Genomic DNA, 12,517 nt, shown 5'->3' on the forward strand with positions numbered 1-12,517 from the left:
CTACTCCGCACCAATACACCTTATTTACACCCCATACCCACCACGCGAATTACCCCCCCCCACCGGGGGGGCCCCCCCCCGGGGGGGGCGCCCGCCCCCACACCCCCCCCCCCCCCCCCGCCCGTTGAGCGGAGCCCGGCCGGGCGCTGACCCGGCCGGTCATCCGGTGGCTACGAAACCACCGCCGGATCCACCGACTTGGCCACCCGCTCGGAGTTGCCTTCGTCACTCACGGCGATGCCTCGCCGCTTGGACACGTACACCGCGCCCACGATGACGGCGAGCGAGAGCACCGCGATGAGAACCCGCATGCCCACGCTCTTGTCCTCGCCGTAGCTGAATTTGACTACCGCGGGCGCGATGAGCAGCGCCACCAGGTTCATCACCTTCAGGAGAGGGTTGATCGCCGGCCCCGCGGTGTCCTTGAAGGGGTCGCCGATCGTGTCGCCGATCACCGTCGCGGCATGGGCCTCGCTGCCCTTGCCGCCGTGGTGGCCGTCCTCGACGAGTTTCTTCGCGTTGTCCCACGCGCCACCGGAGTTGGCGAGGAACACCGCCATCAGCGTGCCGGTGCCGATGGCTCCCGCGAGGAACGAGCCGAGCGCGCCGACCCCGAGCGTGAAGCCGATCGCGATCGGCGTCAGTACGGCGAGCAGACCCGGTGTGGTCAGCTCGCGCAGCGCGTCCTTGGTGCAGATGTCGACGACGCGCCCGTACTCGGGCTTCTCGGTGTAGTCCATGATCCCGGGGTGCTCGCGGAACTGCCGCCGCACCTCGTAGACCACGGACCCGGCGGACCGCGAGACCGCGTTGATCGCCAGCCCCGAGAAGAGGAAGACGACCGCGGCGCCCGCGATGAGCCCGACCAGGTTGTTGGGCTGCGAGATGTCCATCATCAGGTTCATCGGCGCGCCCTCGCCGGAGACCTTCTCGCCCACTTCGTTCGCGGCCGTGAGGATCGCGTCGCGGTACGAGCCGAAGAGCGCCGCCGCCGCCAGTACCGCGGTGGCGATGGCGATGCCCTTGGTGATGGCCTTGGTGGTGTTGCCGACGGCGTCCAGGTCGGTGAGCACCTGCGCGCCCGCGCCCTCGACGTCACCGGACATCTCGGCGATGCCCTGCGCGTTGTCGGAGACCGGACCGAAGGTGTCCATGGCGACGATGACGCCGACCGTGGTGAGCAGACCGGTACCGGCCAGGGCCACCGCGAAGAGCGCCAGCATGATGGACGTACCGCCGAGCAGGAAGGCCCCGTACACGCCGAGGCCGATCAACAGGGCGGTGTAGACGGCCGATTCGAGACCGAGCGAGATACCGGCGAGGACGACGGTGGCCGGGCCGGTCAGCGAGGTCTTGCCGATGTCCCGTACGGGACGCCGGGTGGTCTCGGTGAAGTAGCCGGTCAGCTGCTGGATCAGCGCGGCCAGGACGATGCCGATGGCGACCGCGATGAGCGCGAGGATCCGCGGGTCACCGGCGTGGCCGAGGATGGCCTCGTCCGTGACGCCGTCCAAATCGGCGTACGAGGACGGCAGATAGGCGTAGACCGCCGCTGCCACGAGCGCCAGCGAGATCACCGCGGAGATGAAGAACCCGCGGTTGATGGCGCTCATCCCGCTGCGGTCCGATCGGCGCGGAGCCACGGCGAAGATGCCGATCATGGCGGTGAGTACGCCGATCGCGGGCACGATCAGCGGGAAGGCGAGCCCGGAGTCGCCGAACGCCGCCTTGCCGAGGATCAGCGCGGCGACGAGCGTGACGGCGTACGACTCGAAGAGGTCGGCGGCCATGCCGGCGCAGTCGCCGACGTTGTCGCCCACGTTGTCCGCGATGGTCGCGGCATTGCGCGGGTCGTCCTCCGGAATGCCCTGCTCGACCTTGCCGACCAGGTCGGCGCCGACGTCGGCGGCCTTGGTGAAGATGCCACCGCCGACACGCATGAACATGGCGATCAGCGCGGCACCGAGTCCGAAGCCCTCCAGGACCTTGGGCGCGTCGGCCGCGTAGACGAGAACCACACAGGACGCACCAAGGAGTCCGAGCCCCACGGTGAACATGCCGACGACGCCGCCCGTGCGGAAAGCGATCTTCATGGCTTTGTGCGAGACAGCGGTGAGATCCTTTTCGGGCTCACCCTCCGCCGGAGTCGCTTCCCGTGCGGCGGCGGCCACGCGGACATTGCTGCGCACGGCGAGCCACATGCCGATATAGCCGGTGGTCGCCGAGAACGCCGCGCCGATCAAGAAGAAGACCGATCGTCCGGCGCGCTGATTCCAGTCGTCCGCGGGCAGCAGCATGAGCAGGAAGAACACCACGACGGCGAAAACGCCGAGCGTGCGCATCTGCCGCCCCAGGTAGGCATTCGCGCCCTCCTGGATCGCCACCGCGATCTTCTTCATGCTCTCGGTGCCCTCGCCCGCCGCGAGTACCTGGCGTACCAGGACCCCGGCGACGACAAGCGCCGCAAGGGCGACGGCCGCGATGACCATCACGATCAGACGGTTGTCGTCTGTCAGTACTGCGGCTGCGAGGGTAGTGGGCTGGTCAAACTGATGAGGGGTAGAAAGCCCCGCCATTCGTCCTCCTTGACGCTTGGACCGAGCTCAAGATGTGGACGGATTGTAGGTACCGGAACCTGATCAAAACAGTGCGCGGTAAGCGGAATTAGCCTTCACCTGCTCTTCAGCAAATGATCCAGGGATCATCACGGAACCCGAAAGTGGTAATGCCTCAAAAGCATTGACGCGTGATCCAATGGCGCCCGGCGTGGCGTAAAGCCGATCGTATTGTTGATCGTAATCCGGATAGTGAATTAATTCACGAAAACGCGGAGCTTGATCGGAAGCTTGATCGGAAGCTTGATCGGAAGAGGCCGCGGACATGCGAAAGGGCCCTGCTGAGCAGGGCCCTTTCGCACATGTGGGGCAGTACCAGGGGGTGGATCAGGGAACGAGCGCAGCCGGCGGCGTGGTGGGCCAGCTCATCCTGATCAGGCCGCCGTTCTCACCGGCGGTCACTTCGACGTCGTCGACGAGGCCGCTGATGACCGCGAGGCCCATCTCGTCCTCCTCGGTCTCGACGTCCGCGTCACTGGCTCCACCATGGGCGCCCGGCGTCTTGTCGCCGGGAACCGTGTGCGGGGCCTCGTCGCCGACCTCGATGGAGAACTGCTTCTCCTCCTCGATCAGCGACACCCGCACCGGCGCCGAGATTCCGCCACTCTGGTGCAGGCCGACGGCCCGGGTGCAGGCCTCGCCGACGGCGAGCCTGACCTCATCGAGAACGGCCTCGTCCACTCCGGCCCTGCGCGCCACCGCTGCCGCCACCAGTCGGGCGGTCCTGACGTGCTCGGGCAGCGCGCTGAAGCGGAGTTCAACGGTGGCCATGCATCCCCCTCGGAACTACGGGCGTGCGGTCGGGGGGGGGGGGGGGGGGGGGGGGGGGGCCCCGGCCCCGCCCCCCGGGGGCCCCCCCCCCCCCCCCCCCCGCCCGGGGGGGGGGGGGGGGGCCCGCCGGGCCGGGGGGGGGGGGGCGGCGGGCGGGGCCCGGGGGTTGTTGGGTTTTACTCGGCGGCCAACCCACCCCCCCGCCACCGGGGGGGGGGGGGGGGGGGGGCGGGGCCCCCCCCCCCCGCCCCCCCTCCATTGACTTCTGCCTCCCGGACACGGCCCGGGATCCGGCTGTCGGCCGCTGACCGGCCAGTCAGGGACGGCCGGTCCACGGCCGGTCAGTCGGTGGCCGCCACCGCTTCCTCGACCGAGGTGTGGATCGGGAACACCTTGGTGAGGCCGGTGATGCGGAAGATCTTCAGAATGCGCTCCTGATTGCAGACGAGCCGGAGCGAACCCTCATGGGCACGCACCCGCTTCAGGCCGCCGACCAGAACGCCGAGCCCGGTGGAGTCGAGGAAGTCCACGCCCTCCATGTCTACGACGAGGTGAAAACTGCCGTCGTTCACCAGCTCGACCAACTGCTCGCGCAGCTTGGGCGCGGTATATACATCGATTTCGCCACCGACCTCGACGACCGTACGATCGCCGACGGTACGGGTCGACAGGGACAGGTCCACGGATCCTCCAGCACCTTGCTAATCGAGCGGTCATCCCAAGGGACACCTCGGCAGAGCCCCCAGGATGGTTCGCCAGCCGCGATGGCATTCAATCACTTACCGGCAGGCGTGCACGACGCCTTGGGTCCATTGTCCGTCACGCCAGTGACACACTCGATGCCGATGGCCAAGAATCACCGATCCGATCGAACCTCGACGGACACCGCATCCCGCCCCTCGCCGGGCGAGATCCTGGACCGGCTCGCCTCGGGGCCGAGCCGGGCTTCGCGCATCACTCATACGGAGCACTTGCCCCCACGTGAGGGTCGTCATGCCGTGTGGCCCGACCGGATCCGCGCGGAGGTCATCGCCGCGGTGCAGTCCGCGGGAATCGAACATCCCTGGGCCCACCAGGCACTCGCCGCGGAGCACGCCCTCGACGGCGAGTCGGTGATCGTCTCCACGGGCACGGCCTCCGGGAAGTCCCTGGCGTATCTCGTCCCGGTCCTGTCGACGCTCCTCGACGGCTCCGAGGCACCGAACGGCCGTGGCGCGACGGCGCTGTACCTCGCCCCGACGAAGGCGCTGGCAGCGGACCAGCGCCGGTCCGTGAAGGAACTTTCACAACCCCTGGGCAATGCCGTACGTTCCGCCGTCTACGACGGGGACACGCCCGTCGAAGAGCGCGAATGGGTACGCCAGTACGCCAACTACGTGCTCACCAACCCCGACATGCTGCACCGCGGGATACTTCCCTCACATCCCCGCTGGTCCTCCTTCCTGCGCGCGCTGCGCTATGTCGTCATTGACGAATGTCACACCTACCGGGGCGTCTTCGGGTCCCATGTCGCCCAAGTGCTGCGCCGGCTGCGCCGCCTGTGTGCCCGTTACGGCTCCTCTCCCGTCTTCCTCATGGCCTCGGCGACCGCCGCCGAGCCCTCGGTCGCCGCCTCCCGCCTCACCGGCCTGAAGGTGCTGGAGGTCGCCGACGACGCCTCACCCCGCGGTGAACTGGTGTTCGCCCTCTGGGAACCGCCCCTCACCGAACTCCACGGCGAGAAGGGCGCTCCCGTCCGCCGTACCGCCACCGCCGAGACCGCCGACCTCCTCACCGACCTGACCGTGCAGGGCGTCCGCTCGGTCGCCTTCGTACGGTCCCGCCGCGGCGCCGAGCTGATCTCGGTGATCGCCCAGGAACGCCTCTCCGAGATCGACCGTTCGCTGGCCCGCCGCGTGGCCGCCTACCGCGGCGGCTACCTCCCCGAGGAACGCCGCGCCCTGGAACAGGCCCTCCACTCAGGCGAACTCCTCGGCCTCGCCGCCACCACCGCCCTCGAACTCGGCATCGACGTCTCCGGACTGGACGCCGTCGTCATCGCCGGCTACCCGGGCACCCGGGCCTCCCTGTGGCAGCAGGCCGGCCGCGCCGGCCGCTCCGGGCAGGGAGCGCTGGCGATCCTGGTCGCCCGCGACGACCCGCTGGACACCTTCCTCGTCCACCACCCCGAGGCCCTGTTCGACCAGCCGGTGGAATCCACCGTCCTCGACCCCGACAACCCGTACGTCCTCGCACCCCACTTGTGCGCCGCCGCCGCCGAACTCCCGCTGACCGAGGACGACTTGCCCCTCTTCGGCCCCGCCACCGCCGAACTGCTGCCGCAGTTGGAGGCCGCGAAACTGCTGCGCCGCCGTACGAAGTCATGGCACTGGACCCGCCGGGAACGGGCCGCCGATCTGGCCGACATCCGCGGCGGGGGCGGCAGTCCGGTGCAGATCGTGGAGGCCGGTTCCGGGCGTCTGCTGGGCACGGTCGACGCGGCGGCCGCGCACGCCACCGTCCACGAGGGCGCCGTCCACCTCCACCAGGGCCGTACGTACCTGGTGAAGGAGCTGCACCTGGACGACTCCGTCGCCCTGGTCCAGGAGGCCAACCCCCCGTACTCGACGGTCGCCCGCGACACCACCGCCATCTCCGTCCTGGAGACGGACGTCGAAGTCCCCTGGGGCGACGGCCGGTTGTGCTACGGCTCCGTCGAAGTCACCAACCAGGTCGTCTCCTTCCTGCGTCGTCGTGTCATCACCGGCGAGGTGCTCGGTGAGACCAAGCTCGACCTCCCTCCCCGCACCCTCCGCACCCGAGCCGTGTGGTGGACGGTCACCGAGGACCAGCTCGACGCCGCCCGCGTGAACCCCGAGATCCTCGGCGGCGCCCTGCACGCCGCCGAACACGCGTCGATCGGCATGCTGCCGCTCTTCGCGACCTGCGACCGCTGGGACATCGGCGGCGTCTCCGTCCCGCTGCACCCGGACACCCTGCTGCCCACCGTCTTCGTGTACGACGGCCACCCGGGCGGCGCGGGCTTCGCGGAACGCGCCTTCCACACGGCCCGCGAGTGGCTCACCGCCACCCACCAGGCCATCGCCTCCTGCGAGTGCGACGCCGGCTGCCCGTCCTGCATCCAGTCCCCCAAGTGCGGCAACGGCAACGAGCCGTTGCACAAGCGGGGGGCCGTGCGGCTGCTCACGGTGCTGCTGAAGGGCGCACCGGAGAAGCCGGCCGGGGAGGACTGAGGCTGAGGCTGAGGCTTACGGCCCCACCTCCTCGACGGCTCGGTCGGACGCTCTGACCGGCGCCGGAGGTGTGCCAGGACCAGCTGATCCCGGCGGGCCCTCCGATCCCGCCGATCCGGGAGGACCGGCCGGAACCACAGGCCCTACGGGCCCCGCCGGGCCCGCCCTGGCCCGCACCTCCGCCGTCAACGGTCCCCGTCCCGCCGCGACCGTGACGTCCGAGATCTCGCCCTGGACGACACACCGCACGACCCGGGTGTTCTGGGCCCGTGCCACCCGCTCCGCCTGCCCGCAGGCTGCCGTCCCACCCTCCATCCAACGGTCGGCCGCCGCGAGCGCCGCCAAGTCGGCGGCTCCACCCGCACGGTGACGGATCACCACCGCCTGGCCCATGGCGAGGACTGCACCGAACACGACACACAGCACGGCGATCGCACCCACGACCCAGACGGTCGCCGACCCTCGGTCCGACGCGAAGACCTTGGCGGGGGCCCTCTCAAAGACGCTCGCAAAGACCCTTGTACGGGCCCGCCCACGCGGTCTCGTACTCACTCGCGCACAGCCTCGCGCACCGCCTAGCGCACCCACTCTCGTCGCGGCCTTCGTACGCGACCGGAGCCCTGCCCTCCTCATCCGCCCGCCCCCACCGTCTCCTCGGCCAGGGCCGCGGCCTCGTGCGTGAGGTCGAGGGTCAGTGCGTCGGGCCCGGGCGCCTTCGCCTCGACCCGTACGTGCACCAGGTCGCCCTCTCGCCGGACGGTGACCCGCGCACCGCTCGGCGCCGTGTCACGGGCCGCCGCCAGTACCGTGCCCGGCGGGTCCTGCCGGGCCGCCGCGCGGGCCCCCGCCCGGGCCGCGTCCACGCACTGGATCAGCGCGGCCGCCGCCATCAGCGCCCAGACCAGCGCCATCGTGAACGCGACCAGCACGGGCAGCACCACGGCCGCCTCCGCCGTCACGAATCCCCGGTCCCGGGCCATCTCCAGAGGCACGTCCGGACTCCGAACCCGCCCGGGACCGGACACCCCGGCCACCGCCCCCGCCTCCACATCCGCTTCCGCGCCGGCCTCAGAACTGCCCATTGAGCGCCCGCCCCACGATGTCCTGCAGAGCACCCCGAACCTGCCCGCTGGTCAGCACCTCATAGAGCACCACGGCGAACCCCACCGCCGTGATCAGCCCCATCGCGTACTCGGAGGTGACCATCCCGGCATCCCTCCGCGCCTTCCAGTCCCGCCCCGCCAGGACCCATGCCCGCACGGGCCCCAGCACTCGTACTCGTACCCGCCGCATTGCCTTGCTCATCCGAACCCCCGTACAGCTCTGTTCCGTTGACCTTCGAAGTTGGACTTGGCCCTTGAACCTTGGCCCTTCGTCCCTTTGCCACTTGACCGCTCGGCCACTCGGCCACTCGGCCACTCGGCCACTCGGCCGCTCGGCCGCTCGGCCGCTCGGCCGCTCGGCCGACTCTGATCGCCCGTCGTTCACCCCGTTCCGTACGTCACCCACCACCTCCGCCCAGCACCCCGCCCGCGAGCCCGATCACCACGGGCAGCACGCCGATCGCGATGAAGGCGGGCAGGAAGCACAGCCCCACCGGTGCGGTGACCAGGACACCCGCCCGCCGGGCACGGGCCGTGGCGGTGCGCCCCCACTCCGCGCGGGCCTCCGCGGCGATGCGTGCGACGGGCCCCGCCGCCGGTACGCCGGACTCGCCCGCCCGTTCCAGCAACCGGGCCAGTGCCCGGGCCCCTGGCAGGGCGGCCAATCCCCGCCACGCCTCGGCCGGTTCACCTCCGAGGCGCACCTCGGCCGCACCACGCGCCAGCCGCTGCCCCACGGGCCCGTCCAGCGCTTCGCCCACCGCCTGGGCGGCCGCCGCGGGACCGGCTCCCGCCGCGATACAGGCGGCCAGAAGATCGGCGGCGAGGGGCAGTTGCCGCGTGGCCAGCCCCACGTCGTACTCCTCGACCGGCGCCGGTCTCCGCTGCCACCGCCACATCCCGAAGCCGGCCACGATCCCGACCACGACCCCGGCCGCACCTCCGACGACCGCCCAACAGACGCTCAGCGCGCCGAAGACCGGCAGCCACCGCTTCACCTCACCGCGCATCACCAGGCGCCACCCGCCGGACGCCGACTCCACAGCCGCCCCCGTGCCCACGGCACCCACCGCAGGCCCCGTACCCACGGCCACCACGACCTTCAACCGCCTTCGCGTCCTCCGCTCCCGCCGCGCCGCGGCCAGGGCCCGGGCGAGCGTCCACATCCCCACGACGACACACAGCGCGACCCCCAGCCTGTGGACAACTTCCGTGCTCATCCCGCCTCCGCTCCCCGTACGATCCGCAGCACCCACCACAGCCCGAGGCCCTCCAGGGCCCCGCCGACGAGCAGACAGCCCAGCCCCGCGCCGGTGTGCAGCACGACATGCAGCGGATCGGCGCCGAGCGCGGTGCCGAGGAGCAGTCCGAGCACCGGAAGTCCCGCCAGCAGCACCGCCGTCGACCGTGCTCCCGCCAACTGGGCACGCAGGTCGGCCCGTTGGTCGCGCTCCGCACGCAACGCGCCCTCCAGCCGGTCGAGCCCGGCCGCGAGTCCGGCTCCCCGGTCCACGGCGACGCGCCAGCACGCGGCGAGGCCCAGCAGTCCTTCGGCTCCCGGCCGTCGTGCCGCGTCGGTGAGCGCGCCGGGCACGTCCCCGCCGAACCGGGCCGCCGCCAGCACCACCGCCTGCGCGCGGCCCAGCCCGCCCGAGTCACGGGATGCGCCGAGCAGGGCCTCACCCGGCTGACGGCCCGCGCGCACCTCCCCCGCGAGCGCCCCGCACAGCGCGATCACCGCGTCGGCCCGCCGCTCCCGCGCCCGCCGTGCCGCCCCGGCACGGCGGGCCCGTCGGACCAGCGGCACCCCGAGTGCCCCCACCACGAGGGGCACCACGGAAGCCCCGAGCAGACCGACCACCGCCCCGGCGACCAGGACCCACCACTCGCCCCGCATCCGGTGCCACCGCCGCAGCCGTTCTCCGACCCGCACGGCTCGCTCCCACGCCGGCGGCCCGACCCCCACCGCGCCACCGCCCGGACACACCAGCCGCGCCCGCCGCGCCCCCGGCCCCTGCCCGCCCACCAGCCAGGCCGCCACCCCGGCACACGCCATCGCCGCACTCACGGACACCGACACCTCACCGACCCCCGTCACAACCCCTCACCTCTCACTCCTGTCGCCGACTTCACCGAATTCACCGTTGCCGGGCCACCACCCCCAGAGCCCCAGGTCCCGGAGTCCCCGGAGCGCCCGGAGCCTCCGGCGTCCCAGACATCGCCAATGCCGCCGAGCAGTCCCCGCAGCCGCTCCCACCCCCGCTCGTACGTGAAGGCCTCCGCGCCCCACCGCAGCGCCGGCACCGTCACCACCAGCCCCGCCGGATCCCGCTCCAGCACATGCACCTCGGCGATCCGCCGCCGCCCGGCCCGGTCGCGTACAAGGTGGAGCACCACCGAGAGCGCGGCCGCCACCTGGCTGTGGAGAGCGGCCCGGTCGAGCCCCGCGGCCGTGCCCAGCGCCTCCAGACGGGCCGGCACTCCCGAGGCAGCGTTGGCGTGGACAGTCCCGCAGCCGCCTTCGTGGCCAGTGTTCAAAGCCGCCAGCAGGGCGACCACTTCGGGCCCACGCACCTCGCCGACGACCAACCGGTCCGGCCGCATCCGCAGGGCCTGGCGCACCAGGTCCTGGAGCGTGACGAGTCCGGCGCCCTCCTGGTTGGCGGGTCTGGATTCCAGTCGTACGACGTGGGGGTGGTCGGGGCGCAGCTCCGCCGAGTCCTCGGCGAGCACGATCCGCTCGCCCGGCCCGACGAGGCCCAGCAGGGCGCTCAGGAGCGTCGTCTTGCCACTGCCCGTGCCGCCGCTGATCAGGAAGGACAGCCTCGCGTCGAGCAGCGCCCTCAGCAGCAGGTCCCCGCCCGGTGGTACCGTCCCCGCCGCCACCAGCTCGGAGAGCGTGAAGGCCCGTGGCCGTACGACCCGCAGCGACAGGCACGTCGAGCCGACGGCGACCGGTGGCAGGACCGCGTGCAGACGCGTGCCGTCCGGGAGCCGGGCGTCCACCCAGGGATGCGCGTCGTCGAGCCGTCGCCCGGCCACGGCCGCCAGGCGCTGCGCGAGGCGCCGTACGGCCGCCGCGTCCGGAAAGGAGACAGCCGTCAGCTCCAGGCCGCCGCCCCGGTCCACCCACACCCGGTCGGGCGCCGAGACCAGCACGTCGGTGACCGAGGGATCACCGAGCAGCGGCTCCAGCGGCCCGCTGCCGACCAGCTCCGACCTCAACCGCTCGGCCGCCCCGAGGACTTCGGCGTCCCCGAGCACCCGCCCCTGTTCCCGCAGGGCCTGCGCCACGCGCGCGGGAGTCGGCTCGGCCCCACTCTCGGCAAGCCACTGCCGAACCCCGTCCAACAGCCCCGTATCCGAAGACACATTCCCGCCCGCGCGCCGCCCTGCCGACCCCGCGACCGCAGGCCCGCTCAAGCCCGGGCGCCGCCCTGCCGGCCCCGCGACCGCAGGCGGCCCCTCGCTCACCCGCCGTCCGACCGAGCCCACGCCCTCGGCCCCCTTCGCGGCCGTACGCCGCCACCCTGACGGCCCCGCATCCGCAGACAGAGCCCCGCCCGCACGCCAACCCGCCTCCCCCGTATCTGAAGGCAGCCCGGCCCCCGTGCTCCCTCCCGAGACCCCCGTCGGCCCCGCCTCGGCACCCCGCACCCGCGTGCCCCCGCTCATACGCCCCCTCCCGCGACAGCCGTCCGATCCCAGAACGTCGAGCAGAAGCGGGCCAGCGGTCCCCGGCCGTCCGCGCCGGGCGGGGCGCCTCGCTCCTGGGCCGCCAACAGACCCGTCTCCACCGGGACTTCGCCGACCAGCGGGAGGCCGAGCAGTCGGGCGACCTCCCGGTCGTCCAGACCGGGCGCGTACGGTCCGCGCACCACGACGCGCAGGTCCTTCAGGACCATGCCGACCGCGGACGCCACCCGCCCGGCCGCCGCGACGGCACGCAACTCGGCGGGGACCACGAGCAGGCCCAGGTCCACCTGGGCGAGGGCCTCGGCGACCCCTTCGTCGATGCGGCGCGGCAGGTCCACGACCACCGCCCCGCCCCGCCGCCGGGCGGCGGCCAGCACGGCCCGGACGGCCTCGGGTGCGATGGTGACGCAGTCACCGCGGTCCCAGCTGAGGATCCGGAGGGCGTGCAGTGACGGCAGCGACTCCTCCAGGGCGCCGCCGCCGACGCGTCCGTGCGACGCGGCGAAGTCTGGCCAGCGCAGGCCCTCCGCGGCCTCTCCGCCGAGGAGTACATCGAGTCCGCCGCCCAGCGGATCCGCGTCGACGAGGAGCGTGCGCCTTCCCTGGCGCGCCGAGATGACCGCGAGCGCGCAGGCGAGCGTGGAGGATCCGGCGCCGCCGCGGCCGCCGATCACGCCGACGGTGAGGGCCGGTGGGCCGACTCCCTCGGCCACGTCGGCGATCCGGTCGACCAACCATTGTTCGCCATCCGGCAGCAGCAGAACATGGTCGGCGCCGATCTCCACGGCCCTCCGCCAGACCCCGGAATCGTCCTGATCCCGCCCCACCAACACCACGCCGCGTCTGCGCGCGGCTCCCCGCACCCGTCGCGCGGCATCGTCGCCGACGAGCACCAGAGGTGCCGTCTCCCAGCCGCCGCCGCGCTCCGGCACCCCGTGGTGGACCTCGGGCCGGGCGCCGGCCGCGGCGCACAGCCGCAGCAGGTCGTCCAGCAGATCCGCGTCCTCCGTGACGATCAACGGTCCGCCCTGCCGCCCCTCGGCGGCCGACAGCCGGTCGTGTGTGATTGCTCCCGCCACGATCTCCAGCCCCTTCGCTG

General features: G+C 72.5%; 11 protein-coding genes and 1 pseudogene. 1 reads left to right on the forward strand and 11 read right to left on the reverse strand.

The window, feature by feature from the left end:
• Positions 1–170: 170 nt before the first annotated feature.
• The 4 genes from ACIBEI_RS24435 to bldG form a co-directional block, all read right to left on the reverse strand.
• Entirely contained in the window at positions 171–2,576 is a 2,406-nt protein-coding gene (locus ACIBEI_RS24435) for a sodium-translocating pyrophosphatase (RefSeq protein ID WP_398892180.1), read from the reverse strand.
• A 63-nt stretch (positions 2,577–2,639) separates the two neighbouring features.
• Positions 2,640–2,882, reverse strand: a complete 243-nt coding sequence (locus ACIBEI_RS24440) for a hypothetical protein (RefSeq protein ID WP_398892182.1) — start codon at positions 2,880–2,882, stop codon at positions 2,640–2,642.
• Between the two features lie 60 nt (positions 2,883–2,942).
• A complete protein-coding gene (locus tag ACIBEI_RS24445) occupies positions 2,943–3,386 on the reverse strand; it encodes an ATP-binding protein (RefSeq protein WP_055618364.1) in 444 nt (147 codons plus the stop codon).
• Positions 3,387–3,727: 341 nt separating this feature from the next.
• Entirely contained in the window at positions 3,728–4,069 is a 342-nt protein-coding gene (bldG, locus tag ACIBEI_RS24450) for an anti-sigma factor antagonist BldG (RefSeq protein ID WP_003975386.1), read from the reverse strand.
• A gap of 81 nt (positions 4,070–4,150) precedes the next feature.
• Between bldG and ACIBEI_RS24455 the strand changes: the two genes are divergently transcribed.
• Positions 4,151–6,619, forward strand: a complete 2,469-nt coding sequence (locus ACIBEI_RS24455) for a DEAD/DEAH box helicase (protein WP_398892185.1) — start codon at positions 4,151–4,153, stop codon at positions 6,617–6,619.
• Between the two features lie 150 nt (positions 6,620–6,769).
• On the opposite strand, the pseudogene ACIBEI_RS24460 reads toward ACIBEI_RS24455, so the two are convergent.
• The 7 genes and pseudogenes from ACIBEI_RS24460 to ssd all read right to left on the reverse strand — a co-directional run.
• Positions 6,770–7,171: pseudogene (locus ACIBEI_RS24460) on the reverse strand (Rv3654c family TadE-like protein); the annotation flags it as partial.
• Between the two features lie 77 nt (positions 7,172–7,248).
• Complete coding sequence (locus ACIBEI_RS24465) at positions 7,249–7,599, reverse strand: TadE family type IV pilus minor pilin (RefSeq protein ID WP_398892422.1); 351 nt, start codon at positions 7,597–7,599, stop codon at positions 7,249–7,251.
• A gap of 88 nt (positions 7,600–7,687) precedes the next feature.
• On the reverse strand, positions 7,688–7,924 hold the full coding sequence (locus tag ACIBEI_RS24470; RefSeq protein ID WP_398892187.1) for a DUF4244 domain-containing protein: 237 nt from the start codon (positions 7,922–7,924) through the stop codon (positions 7,688–7,690).
• 196 nt (positions 7,925–8,120) lie between these two features.
• Positions 8,121–8,942 (reverse strand): type II secretion system F family protein, encoded by an 822-nt coding sequence (locus tag ACIBEI_RS24475; protein WP_398892189.1) that lies wholly within the window; start codon positions 8,940–8,942, stop codon positions 8,121–8,123.
• Positions 8,939–9,778 carry a type II secretion system F family protein gene (locus ACIBEI_RS24480; RefSeq protein ID WP_398892424.1) on the reverse strand — a complete coding sequence of 280 codons (840 nt, stop codon included), beginning with the start codon at positions 9,776–9,778 and terminating at the stop codon, positions 8,939–8,941. The genes ACIBEI_RS24475 and ACIBEI_RS24480 overlap by 4 nt, the downstream gene beginning before the upstream one ends.
• 38 nt (positions 9,779–9,816) lie before the next feature.
• On the reverse strand, positions 9,817–11,397 hold the full coding sequence (locus ACIBEI_RS24485) for a TadA family conjugal transfer-associated ATPase (RefSeq protein WP_398892191.1): 1,581 nt from the start codon (positions 11,395–11,397) through the stop codon (positions 9,817–9,819).
• Positions 11,394–12,497 (reverse strand): septum site-determining protein Ssd, encoded by a 1,104-nt coding sequence (ssd, locus tag ACIBEI_RS24490; RefSeq protein ID WP_398892193.1) that lies wholly within the window; start codon positions 12,495–12,497, stop codon positions 11,394–11,396. The genes ACIBEI_RS24485 and ssd overlap by 4 nt, the downstream gene beginning before the upstream one ends.
• Between the last annotated feature and the right edge of the window lie 20 nt (positions 12,498–12,517).

It is taken from the genome of Streptomyces sp. NPDC050988, assembly GCF_044456225.1.
Lineage (GTDB): Bacteria > Actinomycetota > Actinomycetes > Streptomycetales > Streptomycetaceae > Streptomyces.